The organism is Bacillus sp. FSL K6-1033 (assembly GCF_038630765.1).
Lineage (GTDB): Bacteria > Bacillota > Bacilli > Bacillales > Bacillaceae > Bacillus > Bacillus altitudinis.
This window is the reverse complement of record NZ_CP152041.1, coordinates 600,001-621,429: the sequence shown is the minus strand read 5'-3', so window position 1 is coordinate 621,429 and position 21,429 is coordinate 600,001. Positions and strand designations below refer to the sequence as shown.

Genomic DNA, 21,429 nt, shown 5'->3' with positions numbered 1-21,429 from the left:
ACTTATAATGTATCAAATTGATTTTAAGTGAGGATTAGTCAACATGAACCTAGAAAAGTTTGTTGACGAGCTGCCAATTCCAGAAGTCGCAGAGCCCGTCAAAAAAAACCCAAGACAAACGTATTATGAAATCGCTATGGAGGAGGTGTTCCTAAAAGTTCATAGAGATCTGCCCCCAACCAAGCTATGGACCTATAATGGCAGTTTGCCTGGTCCAACCATTAAAGCGAATCGAAATGAAAAGGTCAAAGTGAAATGGATGAACAAATTGCCGCTGAAACACTTCCTGCCTGTCGATCATACCATTCACGCTGGACATCATGATGAACCCGAAGTCAAAACAGTCGTTCACCTGCATGGGGGCGTGACACCTGCAAGCAGTGACGGTTATCCGGAGGCTTGGTTTTCGCGAGACTTTGAAGCGACCGGTCCCTTCTTTGAACGAGAGGTTTACGAATACCCTAATCACCAGCAAGCATGCACATTGTGGTATCACGATCATGCCATGGCATTAACACGATTAAATGTATACGCCGGATTAGCTGGCTTTTATTTGATCTCAGATGCGTTTGAAAAATCACTCGAATTACCGAAAGATGAATATGATATCCCTTTAATGATCATGGACCGGACATTCCAGGAGGATGGCGCACTGTTTTACCCAAGTAGACCAAATAACACACCAGAAGATAGTGACCTTCCTGATCCCTCTATCGTGCCATTTTTTTGCGGGGAAACGATTTTAGTCAATGGAAAAGTATGGCCGTATTTAGAAGTAGAGCCGCGAAAATATCGTTTTCGTATCTTAAACGCATCCAACACAAGAACTTACGAGCTTCATCTAGATAACGACGCCACAATCTTACAAATTGGATCTGATGGCGGCTTTTTGCCAAGACCTGTTCATCACCAATCTTTTAGCATTGCACCTGCTGAACGTTTTGATGTCATCATCGACTTCTCAGCTTACGAAAACCAAACGATTATTTTAAAAAATACGGCAGGCTGCGGTCAGGAAGTCAATCCAGAAACAGATGCGAACATTATGCAGTTTAAAGTCACTCGTCCGCTCAAAGGAAGAGCAGCTAAAACATTACGTCCGATCTTCAAACCACTTCCACCGCTCCGACCGAGCCGAGCTGATAACGAGCGAACACTAACGCTTACTGGCACACAAGATAAATATGGGCGCCCGATTTTATTACTAGATAACCGGTTTTGGAATGATCCTGTCACGGAAAATCCTCGACTTGGTAGTGTAGAGGTATGGAACATTGTCAACCCAACAAGGGGCACACACCCTATTCATTTACATCTTGTTCAATTTCGGGTGATTGATAGAAGACCATTCGATACAGACATCTATCAATCAACTGGTGAAATCGTGTACACGGGACCAAATGAAGCGCCTCCTTTGCATGAACAAGGCTACAAGGATACAATTCAGGCGCATGCTGGTGAAGTCATTCGCATCATAGCTCGGTTTGTCCCGTATAGCGGACGATATGTGTGGCATTGTCACATTTTAGAACACGAAGATTATGACATGATGCGGCCGATGGATATCATTTAGTAAATATGAAACCTCCTCTCTCTTAATTGCGTAATATAAAAAGGGCTAACAGCTTCTATATATTAGCCCTCTATTTTCTTTTCAATCTCCATGAGAAAAAACGAACAATGTATCGCATGAATGGCATTTTTTTGAACATTCCACACTTAAAAAGTTGACGAAGTAAACCGATAATACTACTATATACCCATTACCTCTATCAAAAGGCACTTAAGAAACCAAGCACGAACAAATAGAAAATCGTCATAAAAAACGGAGGAGTTCAATTTGAATGAAGAAAAAGAGACTTGCCAGGTCAAGCAAGAAACAGTGGCAGGTAACAGGGAGAAGCTTTCAATTCATGAAAACGAGAGCATTCGATCAAACATTGAACAACTAACAATTGAACTCGGTGAACAAAAAGAATTCAATCACTTCATATTAGATGAAAAACAGAAGGCCATCAGCACATTATCGGCTCTCATTGCAAAAGGTGATTGTGATGAAGAGTTAAAAGCTCATTTTGTACAAGCATTACATATCGGGCTCTCTGTTATAGAGATTATGGAGATCATTAAGCACTGTACAAAGGTTGTAGGATTCCCTCATTCCATTAATGCCTTGTTTATTTTTCAAAACTTACTAGATGAAAACAATAAATAAATAAGAGAAAACGAGAAGTCTTCTGTCCTCTCGTTTTTTTATTTCCACTTACTTTACTCTCTTACGCTGATTCTGTCACAGTAGCAAAATATCAAAATACCACTCATTTCCTTGCTTAAAAAGTGATGTTCATTTCACAAATCCGCATTTTTCACCGACACATCCCATGACAAAATAAAAAAACGTCCAGTTATATAAAATAACTGAACGCGCACCTTTTACCGATTGACAGTGAAATTGTTAACAATCCCGCCTTCTTTCTCCCAAGCGGTTTCTACTGTTTTCTTCTTAATATCATATTCAAAAATAGTTCTGACCTTCGCCTTTCGTCCTGTGTCATCCTTTAATTCCTTTGCGTTATTTGCAACACCTAAGAAATAAACAGATGTACCATCCGCAGAAAATTGTGGCTGGGCAGCACTTAAAATACGCACATCTTGGCTGTTTTTAACAAGTGTCTTTGTTTTTCCTGTATCTACATCCATCACCTTAATAGATGATACTTCTTTTTCATTTCGAACCTTCACTTCTGTATAAATGAGTTTTTTATGATTTGGTGAAAAAGAAATATCATTGATGGTTTGAGAAATACGTGCAATTCGCTTTCCCTTCTCACCTGTTTGTAGGGTAATATTCATGGTCGTTGGTTCAGGATCCATTCCTTTTTCATTTGCCTCATCCGTCTTTTTATAATCCTCTTTTAACGAATAATGCTGAATGGCCAACAGATTTGATGCTGGATCATAAGCAAAAGAACTCACCGTATCATCATCACTTTTTTCTGGATATAACACTTTCACTTTCTGTGTTTTCAAATCAAAAGACGCTACATAAAATTGCTCACCTGAATCCTTGTTATACCTTAGATATAACTGTTTTCCGTCACCAGAAAGTCTCATACTGTCGATTGAATCGTCACTCGTAAAGAGCGTTTTTTCTTTATCCATTTTCACATTCAATTCCCGTATACTTACTTTTTGTGTGTCTTCATCTGTATACGTATAGTATAAAAGCTGTTTCGCCTGATCATAAGCAATTGAAGGATATGCTGTCAGTTTCTCTGTATGAAGCGCCTTGTCATGCAAGTAATAAGTATTGTTTAACTTTTGATCCGTAAATGAAACAAGCAATTCGTCTTTTGCATCTTGATTTGTTTTCACTTTTCCTGCATGTTTTGCCTCTTGCCCCGGCTTCATCATGAAGAAGATGACGGCCGCAATTACTGCGACTCCAATTACTGTGATGATCCACCATGTTGATTTTTTCATTGACTTTCAGACCCTCTCCACAAGAAAAGAAGCCAGAAAATGAACTTTTCCCGCTTCTTTGCATGCCTATGTATTAATAAGTGTAATGCCCTTTGACGACACCTTTACTTGTTTTATACCCAAGTGCTTTGAATGCTTTCGGACTTACGTCTAATACTGCGTTTGGCATTCTACCTACATCATATTTATATACTGTAATCACTTTATGTGGTTTCGCTTTTGTTGTCACTCTTAGTTTTGTACCTTTTTTCGGTACGTCAAATCCCATTTTTGTTGCTGCATCCCAATGACCGAGTTTTTTTCCATCTGCGCCTTTTTTACCGACACCATTATACCATGTAATATTGCCGCTTACTTTTTTTGCACTTGCTCCATGTGAGAAACTAAACGCTAAAAATAAACTAGCTACTGTTACGATTGTCGCGATAAGCTTTTTATTCATTAAAAAATCCTCCGTATTTGGTTTCTGACCCTATTATACATGAAGATGCACCCAGTTATTTTACAGTCACATTACAATTCGAATACAAGTTGACCACTTAATGACCGATTTTGTTCATAAATTTCACCAAAAACAGCCAGAACATTGTCAGTAAATCCCTCCCTTTTGTTTTATATAATAGAAATGAATCAAAGATAAGGAGGAATTTTCATGAAAAAGTGGTTCATCGTTTTGAGTGTAAGTTTGACCTTCGTATTGATGCTTTCAAGTATTCCTGCCTCTGCGGCTGGTCCTCGTCACGGCGCCATCGTGACACAAACGGATGAAGCCAAATGGTCAGGTATCTCGGCTGATATTGTGCTGCCAAAAACAGCCACTATTAAAAATGGCTATGCCGACTGGTATCTTGGTCTCGGTTCTGCCGTTGTTGAGAGCGGGATTTCAAAAACATCTTCTGGTTATAAGGTCTTCCTGGGCACCGGCTCCCAAGGCGGCAGTCAATATTGGAACAGCGAATACGATTCAAGTATTAAAGATGGTGCACGTGTCAACTTAAAGCTCATCAACAATGGTGATGGCACAGTGTCACTATACGTCAACGGGAAACTGCGTTATAAACAGCCTGTTTTCAACCCTAGTCGTCTGAAAGACCTCGATGTCGTCAAAATGGTACACGGCGTACAAGATAATGGAACAAACAGCTACTCGCAAGCAAGCTTCTCTAATGTACAGCTTCGTGCAAATACATCTGGAAGTGTCTATAAAAAATGGGACGGCACCGTCAAATCATCTCTTTTACGCAAAAATCTAGAATCTGGTGCTCCGGCTCCAAAATTCACAGTCATTTCGTCTATCCCACTTAGTACAACCCTTTCAGCACAATAAAACACGAGCACCCAACTTTGGGTGCTTTTGATTGTTCACAGCTTATCAACACTTCTCTTTTAATCAAAACATCAATTCGTGGTAACATAAGCATACATACTTTGAAGAACAAAGGAGAAAGAACGTGAGAAAAAGTCTACTTGTTTTCATGAGTCTTGTTGCAACCTTCTCTATCCTAGCAGCTTGCTCAAATACGACAAAAGAAGAAAAAACAGAATCTACGGCACTTCCAACGATTAATGAACGCATTCAAAATGAAACGAAAGAGGTCATGGAGCAGTCTAAGCTCGTAAAAGACACAGCGATCACCGTTGATCAAAAGAAAAAAGTCATTTCCTTAAACGTGACGGCTTCATCTGAGACCAATAGTGATTACGCTGAAGTCATTGGTTTGAACTTTGCCAAAACACTAGCTATTGGTGCATCCACTGAAAAGGAAAACAACCTGCATAAACCGGAAAATGACAGCCTCGGCGCCCTCTACTCCTTTTACGACCTAAACATCACCGTGAAACAGGAAAACGGAAAAGTACTGGCAAAAGGAAAGAAAACAACAAATGAAACAAAGATTACCTGGGAGAGAGCCCAGTAATTGGACAAGAAAATTCTTTATGGATTTTCTTGTTTTTTTTAACAAAACTATTAACATTGTGAAAAGAATGCCGATGAGTAAGATTGTGTTGGTTCTTAAGTACCAATAATTCTTATTTACATATCGGAGGAAAGTATTATGAAAAGAACGACAGAATTTGTTTTAGGTTTAATTGGAGGTATTTTTGGATTTTTCGGTGCAATGTTTGCCATTGCCTTTGGAGGACTCGATGCGGCATTTAGTGAATCAGGTACGAGTCAAATCACAGGATTAGGCTGGGCAGCGATGCTTTTCTCTATTCTTGCGATTGTGGCATCTGTTATCGTGAAGAAAAAAGCAAAGCTTGGCGGGATTTTATTATTAGTATCTGCTGTTGGTGGTATTATTTCTATTTCTATGTTCTTTATCCTTCCAGCTGTATTAATCATCATTGCAGGCTGCATGGGCGTGTTTAGAAAAGAGACTGTCGTCAATAACACAACTGCATAAAAATAGAGAATAAAGCTTGTAGAGATTGCTCTACAAGCCTTTTCTCTCTACTTTTTGTAATTCATATTGAATGGCATCAACTAACTCTATTATGTTTTCATCTGTCCAAAGATCAAATATAAACAATATATCATCCATCATGTGTGACAAATCTTCCTTGCACATCAATTCTTCTTTGTAAGCAGGGACAATAAAGAAATAGAGTAGGTCAGCCAATTCAAGAGCGACACTTACATCTTTTTCATCCATGATGGCTTTATGCAAAGAGTAGATCAGCCATTTAAGGTCTTCATGATTTTCAATAGGAACATACATCAATTGATGAATTTCATCTACTTTCCTTTCCTTTAGAATCCTCTCAGCAAATTCCTTTGAAAGAGCCCCAACTGTATTTGAAGATATATTCAGAAACGAGAATTCATGTTGATCCTCTCTATTAACCATCTTGATTGACGAACCATCCATTTTAATCACTCCCAATCTCTTATAATAATTCTATTATAAGGAAATTCAAACTCGTTTTAAGTCATCAGAAGTGGATTTTATGTAATTTTAAGCTAACTGGTTTATCAAAAAACCACCCAAAAACAATTATTTTCTATTTTTATCATTTTTTGTTGATTTAAAGGTTCTTTTATCCTATTATAATAGTCATGGTCAATATATAAGTGCAAGACGCTTATATAAATTAAACAAAAGGGGATTTTCATTTTGAAGAAATTATATGCTTTATTTTTAGCTTTAGGGCTAACATTTACACTGGCTGCTTGCGGCTCAACAGAAGATGTGTCTACAGGTGCATCTAAAGAAAAAGAGTCTACTAGCACAAAAACACAATCAAAAAACAAAAAAGATGATGGTTCAAAGAAAATAAATGCGAGCAAACACAAAACAACTGCTCAAGGAATGAAAGTAAACCTTGGCGAAATTAAAATTATGAAGGATAGAATCAATGTAGGAATGAATATCGAAAATACGACAGATAAAGTTCTAAACTTCTATCCAGACCAAGGTAAAGTTGTAGCTGGAAGCATGCAATTAGATGCGAATATGTTTATGACTGATGGCGATATTGGTGGCGAAGTTGAAGGTGGCGTTAAACAAGATGGTGTTATTCAATTCTTAGCTCCTGAAGGCAAAGAGATCAACATTAAAAACATCAAAGAATTAAAGCTGAAATTTGGAAATGTCACAACTGACGATTACATGAATAGTAAAGATGTGACCTTCACAGTAAAAGTAAAATAAACTTTCGCTATTGCCCTTGAATAATGAGGGCTTTTTTATTTATCACATTAAAAAACACTTTCCGAAAAGAAAGTGTTTTTGTTTATAAGTAACGATTCATTCATTTTAATACTTCATAAGAATAACTGATTTTTCGAGAAGTCTCTTACATGGAACTCTTTTTCATCGCAGCCGCCATTTCCACTTCACCCTCTGCTTCCAGCTGTTCAATAATGCGAGCATAATCTCTTTCATGGCGATTTTGGCTTAACTTAAAAGCAGCTTGAACTTCATTAATGATGATTTTGAAGCCCACAATCCCTTTCATTTGTTTCTCTAGCAGTTCCTCAGATAACGTATCCCATAACACTGGCTGATCTCTATGACTTTCATATGTCTCCAGCATCGCTGTTAATTCCTTGACCAGTTCTGATTTTTCGAGCAGTGCAGCCTTTCCATATACATGTACAGCTTGATAATTCCACGTCGGTACGGTTTCTTTCTCATACCATGAAGAGGATATGTAAGCATGCGGCCCTTGAAAAATGACGAGCACCTTCTCGTTCTCTTCAAACGTTTTCCACTGAGGATTTCCAATCGCCATATGCCCTGAGATCACATACGAATCGCCAATTTGATGAATACTCACTGGAATATGGGTCGCAATGGGCTTTTCATTCGTTGTCGTCACAACTGTAGCAAATGAATGTGATTGAATAAATGATTTGATTTTCTCCATATCTTTCACTTGAAAAAATGATGGTATATGCATGTCCCCTTCCCCCTTTTTGATCATCTCAATGTTTTGGTCATAATGAAGTCCATTTGCTCCTCGTCCCCCATTTGGAAAGCATGCACTCCTGTTTGAACAAACCCAAGCTTTTGATAAAATGCCATGGCGGCTTTATTATGCTCCCACACACCAAGCCAAACATCACGTTTATGATGTTTCTCTGCAATTTCAAAGGCTTGATTCATTAAATATCGACCTAATCCTAGTTTATGAAAGGACTGTTTGATATAAATGCGTTCAATTTCTAATGTGTCATCACCCATCTCTTCTGACTGTGCATCGTCCATATTGACCTTTAAATAACCAGCAAGGCGCCCATTTACTTGAACAAAATAAAATTGTGAAAAGGGATGTTGTAATTCTTTTAACAGCTGGTTCGAATGAAAAGCTGTCTTCACATATGCGTCGATATGCTCCGCCTTGTTTTGCTCCTGAAACGTTTCTATAAAAGTCTCGATTCCGATTTTTTGCAGCTCTTTTATATGTTGTTCATTACACCGAATGAGCGTGACGGTCATGAAGTAACCCCTCCTTAGTCATTAGTAGCTTCTCTTTTTGCCTTTTTTCACATCTTCCCAATCTTTTTCGATATTCTTTCGCACCCTCAAAAGATACTGATAAATCTGTTCCGCTTCCTCTTCAGAAAACCCATCCAGCGCTACCCGATTTGAATGATCATGTTCTCGTTTGATCATTGGATAGACGGCTTTCCCTTTCTCAGTTGGAAACAATTTCTTGATTTTTTTATTCGCTGAGTCATGTTTCTTCTCAATAAATTCATGCAGCTCTAATTTTTGAATAGCCCGAGCAGCCGTAGTTCGATCCACCTTAATCATTTCCGCTAGTTTTTCCTGAATGATGCCAGGCTCCTCACAAATACGCACAAGATACAAATACTGCCCCTTCGTTAAATCATACTCTTTAAATTCAATATTACTAATGGAATCAAGCGCGCGAGCAATCACGCCGATCTCCCGCAAAATTTCTTTCATATACCTCGACTCCTTTTATTGCATTTACAACAAATAACTAAAGTTAGTATAATTGATTAATGTTGTATTTACAACAAAAAACCCACTTCTTAATTGAAAGTGGGTTTTCAACTCTTTCTTTATTTATCACGCCTCTTCGATCCAAACAATCCAAACACGACCGCCAGCGCAACAATAATCGCCACCCAAGTCGTAAAGCCCATATGATCACCGCTTTTCTTTTGAAAATCATCTCTTTATGTTAGATAAAACCCAAAAAATCACTGTCTCTTTAGTTAACGGATGTAAAGCGGTGAAGGTTTCAATTCATTTAACGCTCTTAACCAAAAAATAGACAAAACAAAAACCCCTATATTTCAAGGGGTTTTCGGGGGTGTTACATCATGCCACCCATGCCGCCCATTCCGCCCATATCCGGCATTCCGCCGCCTGAGCCGCCTTCTTCTGGTTTGTCAGCTACGACTGCTTCAGTTGTAAGAAGCATAGCTGCTACAGAAGCTGCGTTTTGAAGTGCAGAGCGAGTGACTTTTGTTGGGTCAACGATTCCTTTTTCAATCATGTTTACCCATTCGTTTGTTGCTGCGTTGAAGCCTACGCCAATTTCTTCGTTTTTCAAGCGCTCAACGATGACTGATCCTTCAAGACCTGCGTTGTGAGCGATTTGACGAATTGGCTCTTCAAGAGAACGTAGAACGATGTTCACACCTGTTTGAACGTCACCATCAGCTTCGATGGAAGCGACTTTGTTGTATACATTCACAAGTGCTGTACCACCACCGGATACGATACCTTCTTCAACTGCTGCACGAGTTGAGTTCAGTGCATCCTCAATGCGTAGTTTACGTTCTTTTAGTTCTGTTTCAGTTGCAGCACCAACTTTGATGACAGCAACGCCGCCAGCTAGTTTTGCAAGACGTTCTTGTAATTTTTCTTTATCGAATTCAGAAGTTGTTTCTTCTACTTGCGCACGAATTTGGTTCACGCGTGCTGCGATTTGAGCAGAATCTCCTGATCCTTCTACGATCGTTGTGTTTTCTTTTGTAACAACCACTTTAGACGCACGGCCAAGCTGACCAATTTCAGTTGATTTCAGGTCAAGTCCTAGGTCTTCTGTGATTAATTCTCCACCAGTTAGAACAGAGATGTCTTCAAGCATTGCTTTACGACGATCACCGAATCCAGGTGCTTTTACTGCCACTGCGTTGAATGTTCCACGAAGTTTGTTCACAACAAGTGTTGCAAGTGCTTCGCCTTCTACATCTTCAGCAATGATCAATAATGGTTTTCCTTGTTGTACGACTTGCTCAAGTACAGGAAGGATTTCTTGAATGTTTGTGATCTTTTTATCAGTGATTAAGATGTAAGGATTTTCAAGAACCGCTTCCATCTTATCAGAATCAGTGACCATGTATGGTGAAGCGTATCCACGGTCAAACTGCATTCCTTCAACCACTTCAAGCTCAGTTGTGAAACCTTTAGATTCTTCAATTGTGATGACGCCGTCGTTTCCTACCCGCTCCATCGCTTCAGCAATTAGGCTGCCGACTTCTTCATCTGCTGCCGAAATAGACGCAACTTGAGCAATTGATTCTTTACCTTCGATTGGTTTAGAAATCTCGTGTAAGCCTTCAAGTGCTACTTTCACTGCTTCTTCGATTCCTTTACGAACGCCAACAGGGTTTGCACCAGCTGTTACGTTTTTAAGACCTTCACGGATCATTGCTTGAGCTAGAACTGTTGCAGTCGTTGTACCGTCACCAGCTACATCGTTTGTTTTGCTTGCAACTTCAGCCACAAGTTTTGCACCCATGTTTTCAAATGCATCTTCTAATTCGATTTCTTTTGCAATCGTTACACCATCATTTGTGATAAGTGGAGAACCGAATTTTTTCTCAAGAACCACGTTACGTCCTTTAGGTCCTAAAGTTACTTTTACAGCATCTGCAAGTGCATCTACACCACGTAACATCGCACGACGTGCTTCTTCACTGAACTTAATATCTTTTGCCATAATAACGAAACCTCCTCAGTCTTTTTAGAAATATATCTCAATCTTTGTTTATGTGATTAACCAATAACAGCTAAAATGTCGCTTTCACGAAGGATTAAATATTCTTTTCCTTCATATTTCACTTCAGTACCTGCATATTTTGAGAAGATAATGCGGTCGCCTGTGTTTACTTCTAACGCAACGCGCTCACCACTTTCAAGTACACGACCTGAACCTGCTGCAACAATTTTACCTTCTTGCGGTTTTTCTTTTGCAGAATCCGGTAAGACAATACCGCTAGCGGTTTTTTCCTCAGATTCAACGAGTTCAATGATTACGCGATCGCCTAATGGCTTTAACATAAGAAACAACCTCCTCAATTTTTATATGTAGTCTTTTTTAGCACTCATCATCAACGAGTGCTAACACATTTATTATAATAAAGAATGTCTTCTGTAATTTCAAGTAAAAACCTTTAAAAATTTTTACGCTTTCATGATCTTTTTTTATCACCGATTCTTTCCTTTTCAACGAAAAAGAAGACTTGTGTTACAATAAATCTAGTTCTTTTAGTAAAGGGGTTTTCGTTACTTGAAAAAACAATATTGGTACATCATCTTAACGTATATATTGGTGCAGGTTTCTGCGATTCCTTATGTGTTCATTATGAAATGGTTAGGATACATTCAGACACCGATGACACAAGCAGAGCTCTCTGAATTGTCAGGAACCTGGACAATCATTAGCTTCTGTGTCGGATTAATCATTATTCTGCTCATTCTTCGGACTGTGCCAAAAACATCACTTCGAAATGAAGCACCGGCATCAGTCGGCGTGGCAATCGCTTGGATCATTGGCGGTTTCTTTCTTTCCCTCTTTGCACAATCCATTGCGGGGGCGATTGAACAATATGCATTTGGCATTAGCCGAGAATCCGAAAATACTCAAAACATTTTAGCCATTATGGATGCAGTTCCATGGCTTGTAATCGTCATCGCTCTGATTGGACCGATATTAGAAGAAATCATTTTTCGAAAAATCATTTTTGGTGTGGTTTATGAAAAAACGAATTTTTTCATTGGCGCACTTGTCAGTTCAGTGGTTTTTGCTGCTGTACACAATGATTTCCCACATATCTTGCTCTATACCGCAATGGGCTTTACATTTGCCTTTTTATATGCGAAAACAAAACGAATCATTGTGCCCATCGGTGCTCATATGCTGATGAATTCGCTCGTTATCCTTGTGCAGATTGAGCCAGTAAGAAAAATGATTGAAGAACAATCTCAAACAATGCAAATGATTATTGGAGGCTTTTTCTCATGAGAAACCCTGTCGTATGGGGCATTATTTATTTTGCCGTAGGTGTGGCGTTCACCTATATGGCCATTCAAAATCCAGGTGACATGTGGTCATTTTACAGCATTTTGCTGATGGTGTTTGCGGCCTATAATATCAATATCGCGTTAAAAATGTTTGCTTTTTCTGTCAAAATGAAAAAACAGCAGCAAAAATAAAGCAAAAACCATTTTCCGCCGTTTGGAAAATGGTTTTTTTATGGAGGTCATGTTTTCATGGAACACGAAAAACTGAACATCATGAACAATCAGCATGAAACGATTGGTACAGCCGCTCGATCTGATATCCATGCTGAGGGCCTTTGGCATGAAACCTTTCATTTCTGGCTTTTAAAAAAGGAAGATGACACAGTGTTTCTCTATTTTCAGCTGAGGAGTCCCTCCAAAAAGGATTTCCCTTCTCTACTTGATATCACAGCAGCAGGCCACCTTCTCGCAGATGAACAGCCTTCTGATGGCATCAGAGAAGTCGAAGAAGAGCTTGGTCTCTCCATCTCGTTTGAGAACCTTACCTTTGCTGGTGTTATTAAAGATGAAATCCATATGCCTTCGTTTACCGATCGTGAGTTTTGCCATGTGTATTTTTATATGGATCAAAAAGAGCACATGGATGTCCATCTACAGAAAGAAGAAGTTGCTGGACTTTATAGAGCAAGGTTGATCGATGCACAGCAGCTTTTAAATAGAGAATGCTAAAAAATGAACATCGAGGGCTTTGAAGTGGATGCAGACGGCAAGCGACGTGAGGAAAAGAGAGAGGTCCATGTACATGATTTTGTCCCGCATGAACCTGCCTATTATGAGCATCTCTTTCAAGCAATCAATCAATTTCTTTCACAATAGAAAAAGCATCGTGACCCCTATTTGGATCACGATGCTTTTTTATGAGACAACATCATTTTCTTTCTCCTCTGTCTCTGTTTGCTGCATTTTGCGATAGGTCACTCTTGAAATGACAATACTCACTTCATACAAAACGAGCATCGGCAAGGTAACCATGAGGTGAGAAACGAGCTCTGGCGGTGTAATCAGTGCGGCAATGACAAGGAGGACAAAATAGGCATACTTCCGTATTTTTGATAAAAACATCGGTGTAATGATACCAAGTCTAGTGAGAAACATCAACACGACAGGCATCTGAAACAAAAAGCCAAATGGAAGTGTTAACTGCATCAGAAATGTAAAATACTCATGAATCCCAATCACTTGCTCCACATGTAAATCATTTGACATCCGTATCATAAAATCGACGACAAATGGAAACAAAATAAAATAAGAGAAAGCCACACCGCTCAGAAATAAAAGCAGTGCAATCGGAATATAAGCAAGTGTCACCTTTCTTTCTTTTTCATATAAGCCAGGACTCACAAACGCCCAAAGCTGATATAAGATCACGGGACACGTCAAAACAAGAGCAATGACAAAAGCGAACTGCATAAACACGTAAAGTGGATCTGTGAGCTTAAATGCGTTCAATGTCAGTGTTGCCGCTTCATCGGTATTTTGTAAATACACAATGACTGGCTTAGCGAGAAAAAAACCTGCCACCATAAAGGTGACAAAAAACATCGCAATGATCACTAAACGTTTTCGCAGTTCCACAATATGCTCCATAAGCGGCATATCTTTGACATTCATGAAGCTCATCCTATTCTACTGATCTTCTTTTTTCTTTTTTTCTTCCTGATCATCAGCTAAACCTTTTGTGGCATTTTTGAATTCACGTAATGTATCTCCTGCTGCTCTTCCTAATTCAGGAAGCTTTTTCGGCCCAAAAATAATGAGCGCAACAACCGCAATCAGAACCAAACTTCCAGGACCGATCGGACCCATTTGCTCCACCCCCTTTACCCCTTTTCGTCAGTCCTCCTGTGTAACAGAGTAATGCTTTAAGAAATACACAAGAGACTGAAGTTCAACCGCCAAATCTATATGATGAATTCGAATGTGTTCCGGCACATTCAATCGAGCCGGCGTAAAGTTAAGGATTCCTTTGATGCCAAGGGCAATCAAACGATCTGTAATGGATTGAGCTGCTACGGCAGGCACTGTCAAAATCGCAACAGGAATATCTCCTACCTCTTGCACATGCTCTTCAAGCTTATCCAAATCATAGACAGGCACGCCGCCTATCTCACTTCCTATTTTACTCTCATTGACGTCAAAAGCCATTGAAATTTTTGTATTATTATTTTTAATGAAATTATAGTGTAAAAAAGCAGTCCCTAAATTCCCGACACCGATGAGCATGACATTCGTCATTTCATCTTGGTCAAGGGTCTTTCTAAAGAAGGTCAAGAGGTAATCGACGTTATAGCCATACCCTTTCTTCCCAAGTGCACCAAAGTAAGAAAAATCTCGGCGAATGGTGGCAGAATCCACTTTGACTGCATCACTAAGCTCTGCCGATGACACCCTTTGTTTTCCTGATGCATGCAGATTTTTTAAAAAACGGTAGTAAAGCGGCAAACGTTTGGCTGTCGCTTGTGGAATTTTTGACTGGTCTATATTCATATAAGATCCTCCAACTTAAATATCAGATGCTCTGTGAAAATCACCGTTTTTCCCGCCTGTTTTTTCTACTAGATAGGTCGGGCCGATGATCATCCCTTTGTCTATTGCTTTGCACATGTCATAAACGGTCAGTGCACATACTGAGGCAGAAGTGAGCGCTTCCATCTCCACACCCGTACTTCCTTTTGTTTTCACCTGTACTTGTATGTTCAGAATGTACGCATTTCCGTCTTCCTCCCAATCAAAGGAGATATCGACACCTTTTAATGCAAGCGGATGACACATTGGAATGATGCTGGACGTTTGCTTTGCTGCCATGATGCCAGCTACCTGTGCGACAGATAATACATCCCCTTTTCCAATGTCATGCTTTTGTATTTGATGAAATACTTCTTTTATCATACGAACGCTTGAAACAGCAACGGCAGTTCTCACTGTAGACGATTTGTCACTAATGTCGACCATCTTTGCTCTTCCTTGTTCGTTAAAGTGGCTAAATTGACTCATCTTTCAACGCTCCCTCACTCAAATCATACACTATTTTTTCCTATCTGTCTTTCATTTGACCATGGCAGCCGTATGTAAGATTTGCCGGTTTACTGCTGATAAGCTACACTTAACATATTATAGCAGAGGTGAAGTTACATGATGATTCTACAAGTGAATCAGCTGTCCAAATCGTTTGGGGCTGATACCGTTTTAACGAATATAAAATTGGAAGTCAAAGCGAGGGATCGTATTGCCATTGTCGGTCGTAACGGTGCAGGAAAATCCACGCTTTTAAAAATCATTGCCGGTCAAATGTCTTACGAACAAGGTGAGATCATCAAACCGAAAGACCTATCCATTGGATATCTAGCACAGCATACAGATGTGACGTCTACACGTACGCTAAAAGACGAACTACTATCCGTTTTCGATCATTTAAAAGAAATGGAACAAGAGATGAGAACCATAGAAGAGAAAATGGCTTCTTCCACAGGAACAGAATTAGATTCTCTAATGAAAACCTATGACAGGCTGCAGCAAGCATTTAAAGATCAAGGCGGCTATCAATATGAAGCAGATGTCCGCTCTATTTTACACGGACTCGGCTTTAGTCATTTTGAAGACCATACAACTGTCCAATCCTTAAGCGGCGGTCAGAAAACCCGTCTAGCGCTTGGAAAGCTATTATTGATGAAACCAGAACTCTTGATTTTGGATGAGCCAACCAACCATCTAGATATTGATACCTTATCATGGCTTGAGCAGTATTTGCAAAATTATACAGGAGCCATCCTCATCGTTTCCCATGACCGATACTTCTTAGACAAAGTAGTCAACCATGTATATGAAGTGTCAAGAACAGCGATGAAAAAGTTCGCTGGGAACTATAGCAAGTATCTTGACCAAAAAGCTGAGCAGCTAGAGCGTGATATGAAGCTGTATGAAAAACAGCAAGAAGAAATTTCGAAGCTTCAAGATTTCGTGGATCGCAACTTAGCAAGAGCATCCACCACAAAGCGTGCTCAAAGTAGGCGGAAACAGCTGGAACGGATGGATCGTTTAGATAAGCCGTTAGGAGATGAAAAATCCGCAAACTTCCATTTCGATATTATGAGGCAAAGCGGAAATGACGTGCTGAAGGTGCATGATCTCGATATTAGTTACGATCAAAAAACGCCGCTCCTCTCCTCCCTCTCTTTTCATATTAAACGAGAGGATAGCGTGGCACTCATCGGTCCTAACGGTATCGGGAAATCAACTCTTTTAAAAACCTTAACGGAAACGTTAAAACCAGTAAAAGGCGAGATCAGCTTTGGTTCTCATGTGACGATTGGCTACTATGATCAGGAACAAGCCAAGCTGACATCCTCCAAGAAAGTGTTAAATGAACTTTGGGATGATTATCCCCATATGACTGAAAAAGACATTCGGACTTGTTTAGGAAACTTCCTTTTTTCAGGTGATGACGTCTTAAAGCCTGTACATGCTTTAAGTGGTGGAGAAAAAGCACGACTTGCACTGGCAAAGCTGATGCTCCAAAAAGCCAATTTCCTCATTCTCGATGAGCCGACGAACCATCTTGATTTGGACAGTAAGGAAATATTAGAGAATGCACTAATAGATTATCCAGGCACCATCTTGTTTGTTTCGCATGACCGTTACTTTATCAATCGCTTGGCAACAAAAGTACTTGAGCTTTCACCAAATGAAACAAAAGAATACCTTGGTGACTACGACTACTATCTTGAAAAGAAAAACGAACAATTAGAGCTTGAAGCACTCCAAACTCAGGAGACGCATAAAAAACAAGCAGAAAAACCAGTAGAAACAGCAAAACTTTCCTATGCAGAAGAGAAAGAACTCAAAAAGAAAGAAAGACAAAAGCAGCGCCGAATTGAAGAAATTGAAGAGCGTATCGCTGTCATCGAAGACAAGCTCGGTGAAAACGAAGAGCTTCTATGTGATCCTGCTATTTTCCAAGATCACGAGAAAGTACAAGCCATTCAAACAGAAAATGATGCGCTCAATCAAGAGATGGAATCACTTTTTGCGGAATGGGAAGATCTATCAGATGCATAAAGAGTGCCCTAACGGGTGCTCTTTTTTTAAGGTGAGAATCTTTATCCACAATGATACCCACAATAACATCTTGATTATTCTTAAATATTTTAAAGTTATCCACTTTATCCACAGTATTTTAATCACATATCCACATAAAAGATCACATTTATACACATTCTCTTCATTTTATAACGAATTTTCTAACAATTGTGGATATATAACGTTTACATGTGAATAAATCGCTTTCATTTCAATAGAAAAAACTCCTGTGGATATACAGGAGTTTCAAATTTTTGACAAAGGGCAAAAATGAACTTGATTTTAGCCCTTTGTCTTCTTTTCAGCGTGATAGAAAACCTTTGAAGTCTAGGAAGGACGAGTACTGGCGCGGAGCGAATTTCACATTCGTGAGCACCAGCACGCAGGACTGACAAAGAATGCGAGGGTTTGTCTACACGCTGAAACTCCTGTATCCACAGGAGTTCTTATTCATAGGAGACAAGCGGCAGTCCAGGTTGACCGTTCATTGCCATGTCGCCTCTTATTCCCTTTTCAAATGCAATGGTTCCCGCAGCAGCAATCATGGCTGCATTGTCTGTACAAAGAGACAATGGCGGAATCATGACATTCACTTCAGGCAACTTCGCAAATGCTGAAGTAAGGGCTTCTCTAAGACCTTTATTGGCAGCAACCCCGCCAGCTAGAACGACTTGTTTCACACCATACGCTTCAGCCGCTTTTAAGGTCTTTCCTACCAGCACCTCAATCACGCTTTCTTGGAAACTTGCAGCCAAATCCTCTGGCGCAATGGTTTCACCCTTTTGAGACGCATTGTGTAGTGTGTTAATAACCGCTGATTTTAAACCGCTGAAGCTAAAATGATAAGACCCTTCTTCAAGCCATGCTCGAGGAAGCTTAATCGTTGGCTCCCCTTCATGTGCCAATCGATCAATGTGAGGTCCCCCTGGATATGGCAGACCCATTGTCCGAGCTACTTTGTCATACGCTTCTCCAGCCGCATCATCCAACGTTTCACCAATGACCTCAAAAGACCCATGCTCTTTCATCAAAACAAGCTCAGTATGCCCACCAGAGACGACTAGAGCTAAACAAGGAAACACCAGTTCACCAACGAGCTGGTTCGCATAAATGTGTCCAGCAATATGATGAACACCAACAAGCGGAATTTGATGTGCAAAACTCAATGCTTTGGCTGCATTGACACCTATCAAAAGTGCACCAACTAAGCCCGGACCTTCTGTCACAGCAATGGCGTCTAAATCCTGAAAGGTCATATTGGCCTGCGTCATGACTTCTTCTAATACGATCGTCATTTGTTCCACATGATGCCTTGAAGCGATTTCTGGTACCACGCCGCCAAATCGTTTATGACTTTCTATTTGTGAGGCGACAACATTCGCTACGATCTCTTTCCCATTTTTCACAATGGACGCAGCTGTTTCGTCACAGCTTGTTTCTATACCTAATATGAATAGATCTTTTTTTTCACTCATTTATCTTCACCCACATGACTAATGCATCTTCCCCGTTATCCGTATAATAATTCTTTCGAATAGAAGCTGGTTTAAAACCTAGCTTTTCATAAAGGGATTGTGCTGGCGTATTTGATACCCGCACTTCTAGTGAAAGATGATCTGTCTTTTTTTCTTTGCAAAATTCCATGACATATCGAAGCAGCGCTTCCCCGTATCCTTTTCCCCGGTGCTCAGGGAGAATCGCAATATTCGTAATTTGTGCATCATCCATGACAATCCAAACGCCGCAATACCCAACAGGCTGACCATCTTCTTCAATGAGGAAATAATGGCTGTATTGGTTATGGAGAATTTCATAGACAAACGACTCTTTTTTCCAAGGCGCTGTAAACGAATGCACTTCAATCGTATATACCTCTGGGATGTCCTCTACTGTCATTCTTCGCATCTCCACTGTGTTGAGATTATTTTTGTCCTTCAAGCCATTTCACTTCCGCTTCTGCCAAACGAATATAATTAGGAACAAGCTGATGGACATCTTCAGCAGGGCGGTCTGCCCCTAAAAATGCGAGCACTGAAGGTCTTGGGTTATGAAATGCCTCGTCTGCGATCACAGCAGTTTTTCCAAGTATGGAGAGAACATTCTCTTGATGAAGATGCACATCATGTCCAAGAAATAAAACAGAGTTCCCTTCCTTTTTCAGCTCTTGAAGCCAATCAGTGAGCAGGATATTTTGATCTGGTTTCGCTTCTTTTATCTTTCCACCTTCAAATGTATATAACCCTGTATAAACTTGTCCTCTTCTTGCATCAAATATAGGAGAAATCATTCCATCAAAATATCGAGCATTTGCCGCCAGCGTTTCTAAACTTGAAACAGCAGTTATCGGGATAGACAGCGTCCAAGCAAGTGTTTTTGCAATGGTCACACCGATTCTAACGCCAGTGTAAGAACCGGGTCCTTTGGCTACAACAATTTTGCTTAATTCGTTCGGTGCTACGCCGCATTCTTTCATCAATGCTTCAACTGTCGGCATTGCACGTACTGAATGATTCTTCTTTAAGTACGTAATACTTTCCCCAACCACAGTGTCATCACGGACAAGAGCTATTCCGAGTGTATGGTTTGACGTATCAATTGCCAGTATGGTCAATGTCTTTCATCTCCTTACAAAGGGCCTCATAGCGCTCCCCTTTTGCATAAAACGTGAGATGACGTTCTTCTTCACGTTCTGTTCTCAGCATTTCAATTTTTAAATACGATGAAGGCAATTGAGGTTCAATGAGATGTGCCCATTCAACCAAACATACACCTTCCCCCTCAAAATATTCGCCCAGTCCAATATCTTCTTCCGCATCTTCCATACGATACACATCCATATGATAAAGTGGCAGTCTGCCATCCGTATATTCTTTAATAATTGTAAAAGTAGGGCTGTTGACGATACGGGTAATACCTAAGCCTTCTGCAAAACCTTTTGAAAAAGTCGTTTTACCTGCGCCTAAGTCTCCTTCTAATGTTAAGACATCGCCGGGCATCACAAGTGTAGCCAAGGCAGCAGCAATACGTTTCGTCTCATCCGCACCTTTTGTTGTCCACGTTAACTTCATGGTGGAGTCACCTCATTTCTTAAAATGATTATATCCTTTTTTCATTAAAATTGTTTGTTGATCATGGTCTTTTAAAATAACGCTGGACGCTCGGTCATCTTTGACTTGTCCAATACGCGTGACCTGAATGTGATCTTTTTTACATTGCGTCTCAAATCGCTTCCAATCCGTTTCAGGGATCGTACCAGTTAAGACAAAATCCTCTCCACCGAACAAGACCCATTCAAGCCATTCTTTATGTAACAACGGTAGATGTGGATGTTTTGGGAGCTGATCAGCTTCAATTTCAATCGTCACACGACTGGCTTCCGCTATTTCGTTTAACTCACTCGCTAATCCGTCACTCACATCATTCAAGGTCACCCGGGGGAAGCTTGAGCAAATAAGGCCAGCAGCAATATGCGGCTGCGGCATTTTGTGTCGCTCTAGAAAAAAAGCAGTGTCAATCGAATGTGCAACATTTACTTCATTCATTAAAAGGGATAGCCCAGCAGCTGATGAACCTAGTTCACCTGTGACAAAGACAACGTCTCCTGTCTGAGCACTATGACGGTAACAAGCTGTTCCCTTTGGAATCTCACCAATGACCGTTACTGTGATGACAAAGTCACTGCGGGTGGCTACAGTATCTCCACCGATTAAATCCATATGATATCTGTCAGCCAATGCTTTCATTCCCTCGTAAAAAGCTGCGACAATTGCTTCATCCCCATGAGGCGGGATCGCAATTGATACAAGATAATACTTAGGGGTTCCTCCCATGGCTGCGATATCACTGATATTCACTGCCAGCGCTTTAAATCCAACCTCAAAGGGTGTGGAAAAATCAAATCGAAAATGGACATGCTCTACCATTGTATCAACACAAACGACCTCTTCACAATGTGAATGAGGTTGATAAACACTAGCATCATCACCGATGCCCATGATCAAAGAACGCTGATGCGTTTCTTTTGGTGTAATTCGGCGAATAAGATCAAATTCATCCATAAAAGACAGCCCCTTCA

At 40.1% G+C, this 21,429-nt stretch carries 28 protein-coding genes; 11 read left to right on the top strand and 17 right to left on the bottom strand.

The window, feature by feature from the left end:
- The first annotated feature begins 43 nt into the window (after positions 1 to 43).
- Both MHH31_RS03110 and MHH31_RS03105 read left to right on the top strand, forming a co-directional pair.
- Positions 44 to 1,573 carry a multicopper oxidase gene (locus tag MHH31_RS03110; protein WP_342462305.1) on the top strand — a complete coding sequence of 510 codons (1,530 nt, stop codon included), beginning with the start codon at positions 44 to 46 and terminating at the stop codon, positions 1,571 to 1,573.
- A 267-nt stretch (positions 1,574 to 1,840) separates the two neighbouring features.
- On the top strand, positions 1,841 to 2,215 hold the full coding sequence (locus tag MHH31_RS03105) for a carboxymuconolactone decarboxylase family protein (RefSeq protein ID WP_146271517.1): 375 nt from the start codon (positions 1,841 to 1,843) through the stop codon (positions 2,213 to 2,215).
- A 218-nt stretch (positions 2,216 to 2,433) separates the two neighbouring features.
- Here MHH31_RS03105 and MHH31_RS03100 read toward each other — a convergent pair whose 3' ends face one another.
- Both MHH31_RS03100 and MHH31_RS03095 read right to left on the bottom strand, forming a co-directional pair.
- The gene (locus MHH31_RS03100; RefSeq protein WP_342495264.1) at positions 2,434 to 3,483 is read right to left on the bottom strand and encodes a hypothetical protein; all 1,050 of its coding nucleotides are present in this window, start codon (positions 3,481 to 3,483) and stop codon (positions 2,434 to 2,436) included.
- A gap of 73 nt (positions 3,484 to 3,556) precedes the next feature.
- Entirely contained in the window at positions 3,557 to 3,925 is a 369-nt protein-coding gene (locus tag MHH31_RS03095) for an RlpA-like double-psi beta-barrel domain-containing protein (protein ID WP_003213878.1), read from the bottom strand.
- 210 nt (positions 3,926 to 4,135) lie between these two features.
- On the opposite strand from MHH31_RS03095, the gene MHH31_RS03090 reads away from it, so the two are divergent.
- The 3 genes from MHH31_RS03090 to MHH31_RS03080 all read left to right on the top strand — a co-directional run bounded on the left by MHH31_RS03090 (position 4,136) and on the right by MHH31_RS03080 (position 5,891).
- Complete coding sequence (locus tag MHH31_RS03090) at positions 4,136 to 4,810, top strand: hypothetical protein (protein ID WP_041093255.1); 675 nt, start codon at positions 4,136 to 4,138, stop codon at positions 4,808 to 4,810.
- 124 nt (positions 4,811 to 4,934) lie between these two features.
- The gene (locus tag MHH31_RS03085) at positions 4,935 to 5,402 is read left to right on the top strand and encodes a hypothetical protein (RefSeq protein ID WP_100325609.1); all 468 of its coding nucleotides are present in this window, start codon (positions 4,935 to 4,937) and stop codon (positions 5,400 to 5,402) included.
- A gap of 138 nt (positions 5,403 to 5,540) precedes the next feature.
- On the top strand, positions 5,541 to 5,891 hold the full coding sequence (locus tag MHH31_RS03080; protein ID WP_045034408.1) for a DUF4064 domain-containing protein: 351 nt from the start codon (positions 5,541 to 5,543) through the stop codon (positions 5,889 to 5,891).
- Positions 5,892 to 5,921: 30 nt separating this feature from the next.
- Here the strand turns inward: MHH31_RS03080 and MHH31_RS03075 are convergent, their stop codons facing one another.
- Positions 5,922 to 6,365: a hypothetical protein gene (locus MHH31_RS03075; RefSeq protein ID WP_126268984.1), complete on the bottom strand. Its 444-nt coding sequence runs from the start codon at positions 6,363 to 6,365 to the stop codon at positions 5,922 to 5,924.
- A 237-nt stretch (positions 6,366 to 6,602) separates the two neighbouring features.
- Between MHH31_RS03075 and MHH31_RS03070 the strand changes: the two genes are divergently transcribed.
- On the top strand, positions 6,603 to 7,139 hold the full coding sequence (locus MHH31_RS03070; protein ID WP_045034406.1) for a hypothetical protein: 537 nt from the start codon (positions 6,603 to 6,605) through the stop codon (positions 7,137 to 7,139).
- A 145-nt stretch (positions 7,140 to 7,284) separates the two neighbouring features.
- Here the strand turns inward: MHH31_RS03070 and MHH31_RS03065 are convergent, their stop codons facing one another.
- From MHH31_RS03065 to groES, 5 genes are all read right to left on the bottom strand, one after another.
- On the bottom strand, positions 7,285 to 7,890 hold the full coding sequence (locus tag MHH31_RS03065; protein WP_342495263.1) for an FMN-binding negative transcriptional regulator: 606 nt from the start codon (positions 7,888 to 7,890) through the stop codon (positions 7,285 to 7,287).
- Between the two features lie 20 nt (positions 7,891 to 7,910).
- The gene (locus tag MHH31_RS03060) at positions 7,911 to 8,429 is read right to left on the bottom strand and encodes a GNAT family N-acetyltransferase (RefSeq protein ID WP_178929654.1); all 519 of its coding nucleotides are present in this window, start codon (positions 8,427 to 8,429) and stop codon (positions 7,911 to 7,913) included.
- Positions 8,430 to 8,450: 21 nt separating this feature from the next.
- The gene (locus MHH31_RS03055; RefSeq protein WP_039170043.1) at positions 8,451 to 8,903 is read right to left on the bottom strand and encodes a MarR family transcriptional regulator; all 453 of its coding nucleotides are present in this window, start codon (positions 8,901 to 8,903) and stop codon (positions 8,451 to 8,453) included.
- Between the two features lie 376 nt (positions 8,904 to 9,279).
- Positions 9,280 to 10,914 (bottom strand): chaperonin GroEL, encoded by a 1,635-nt coding sequence (gene groL, locus MHH31_RS03050; protein ID WP_007496015.1) that lies wholly within the window; start codon positions 10,912 to 10,914, stop codon positions 9,280 to 9,282.
- A 56-nt stretch (positions 10,915 to 10,970) separates the two neighbouring features.
- Positions 10,971 to 11,255 carry a co-chaperone GroES gene (groES, locus tag MHH31_RS03045; RefSeq protein WP_003214120.1) on the bottom strand — a complete coding sequence of 95 codons (285 nt, stop codon included), beginning with the start codon at positions 11,253 to 11,255 and terminating at the stop codon, positions 10,971 to 10,973.
- Positions 11,256 to 11,484: 229 nt separating this feature from the next.
- Between groES and MHH31_RS03040 the strand changes: the two genes are divergently transcribed.
- Genes MHH31_RS03040 through MHH31_RS03025 form a run of 4 tightly spaced genes read left to right on the top strand, consistent with a single transcriptional unit; the run spans position 11,485 to position 13,094 of the window.
- Positions 11,485 to 12,219, top strand: coding sequence for a CPBP family intramembrane glutamic endopeptidase (locus MHH31_RS03040; RefSeq protein ID WP_045034403.1), 735 nt, complete (start codon positions 11,485 to 11,487; stop codon positions 12,217 to 12,219).
- Positions 12,216 to 12,410, top strand: coding sequence for a YdiK family protein (locus MHH31_RS03035; RefSeq protein ID WP_017366710.1), 195 nt, complete (start codon positions 12,216 to 12,218; stop codon positions 12,408 to 12,410). Before MHH31_RS03040 ends, MHH31_RS03035 begins: the two co-directional genes overlap by 4 nt.
- A 57-nt stretch (positions 12,411 to 12,467) precedes the next feature.
- The gene (locus MHH31_RS03030) at positions 12,468 to 12,947 is read left to right on the top strand and encodes an NUDIX domain-containing protein (RefSeq protein ID WP_342495262.1); all 480 of its coding nucleotides are present in this window, start codon (positions 12,468 to 12,470) and stop codon (positions 12,945 to 12,947) included.
- Between the two features lie 3 nt (positions 12,948 to 12,950).
- Positions 12,951 to 13,094, top strand: a complete 144-nt coding sequence (locus MHH31_RS03025; protein WP_342495261.1) for a hypothetical protein — start codon at positions 12,951 to 12,953, stop codon at positions 13,092 to 13,094.
- 39 nt (positions 13,095 to 13,133) lie between these two features.
- Here MHH31_RS03025 and tatC read toward each other — a convergent pair whose 3' ends face one another.
- The 4 genes from tatC to moaC are packed head-to-tail and all read right to left on the bottom strand — an operon-like array spanning position 13,134 to position 15,272.
- The gene (tatC, locus tag MHH31_RS03020) at positions 13,134 to 13,898 is read right to left on the bottom strand and encodes a twin-arginine translocase subunit TatC (RefSeq protein WP_096881072.1); all 765 of its coding nucleotides are present in this window, start codon (positions 13,896 to 13,898) and stop codon (positions 13,134 to 13,136) included.
- Positions 13,899 to 13,904: 6 nt separating this feature from the next.
- Positions 13,905 to 14,084: a twin-arginine translocase TatA/TatE family subunit gene (locus tag MHH31_RS03015; RefSeq protein WP_008344374.1), complete on the bottom strand. Its 180-nt coding sequence runs from the start codon at positions 14,082 to 14,084 to the stop codon at positions 13,905 to 13,907.
- Positions 14,085 to 14,111: 27 nt separating this feature from the next.
- On the bottom strand, positions 14,112 to 14,765 hold the full coding sequence (locus tag MHH31_RS03010; protein ID WP_008355687.1) for a redox-sensing transcriptional repressor Rex: 654 nt from the start codon (positions 14,763 to 14,765) through the stop codon (positions 14,112 to 14,114).
- A gap of 15 nt (positions 14,766 to 14,780) precedes the next feature.
- A complete protein-coding gene (gene moaC / locus MHH31_RS03005) occupies positions 14,781 to 15,272 on the bottom strand; it encodes a cyclic pyranopterin monophosphate synthase MoaC (protein WP_026050052.1) in 492 nt (163 codons plus the stop codon).
- Positions 15,273 to 15,410: 138 nt separating this feature from the next.
- Between moaC and MHH31_RS03000 the strand changes: the two genes are divergently transcribed.
- Positions 15,411 to 17,333 (top strand): ABC-F family ATP-binding cassette domain-containing protein, encoded by a 1,923-nt coding sequence (locus tag MHH31_RS03000; RefSeq protein ID WP_342495260.1) that lies wholly within the window; start codon positions 15,411 to 15,413, stop codon positions 17,331 to 17,333.
- A 467-nt stretch (positions 17,334 to 17,800) separates the two neighbouring features.
- Here MHH31_RS03000 and tsaD read toward each other — a convergent pair whose 3' ends face one another.
- The 5 genes from tsaD to thiL are packed head-to-tail and all read right to left on the bottom strand — an operon-like array spanning position 17,801 to position 21,412.
- Entirely contained in the window at positions 17,801 to 18,829 is a 1,029-nt protein-coding gene (gene tsaD / locus MHH31_RS02995) for a tRNA (adenosine(37)-N6)-threonylcarbamoyltransferase complex transferase subunit TsaD (RefSeq protein WP_243173112.1), read from the bottom strand.
- Entirely contained in the window at positions 18,822 to 19,250 is a 429-nt protein-coding gene (gene rimI, locus MHH31_RS02990) for a ribosomal protein S18-alanine N-acetyltransferase (RefSeq protein WP_008344382.1), read from the bottom strand. Before rimI ends, tsaD begins: the two co-directional genes overlap by 8 nt.
- 25 nt (positions 19,251 to 19,275) lie before the next feature.
- Positions 19,276 to 19,965 carry a tRNA (adenosine(37)-N6)-threonylcarbamoyltransferase complex dimerization subunit type 1 TsaB gene (gene tsaB, locus MHH31_RS02985; RefSeq protein ID WP_243173111.1) on the bottom strand — a complete coding sequence of 230 codons (690 nt, stop codon included), beginning with the start codon at positions 19,963 to 19,965 and terminating at the stop codon, positions 19,276 to 19,278.
- Positions 19,946 to 20,422, bottom strand: coding sequence for a tRNA (adenosine(37)-N6)-threonylcarbamoyltransferase complex ATPase subunit type 1 TsaE (tsaE, locus tag MHH31_RS02980; RefSeq protein ID WP_007496038.1), 477 nt, complete (start codon positions 20,420 to 20,422; stop codon positions 19,946 to 19,948). Before tsaE ends, tsaB begins: the two co-directional genes overlap by 20 nt.
- Before the next feature lie 12 nt (positions 20,423 to 20,434).
- Entirely contained in the window at positions 20,435 to 21,412 is a 978-nt protein-coding gene (gene thiL, locus MHH31_RS02975) for a thiamine-phosphate kinase (RefSeq protein ID WP_342495259.1), read from the bottom strand.
- Positions 21,413 to 21,429: the final 17 nt, after the last annotated feature.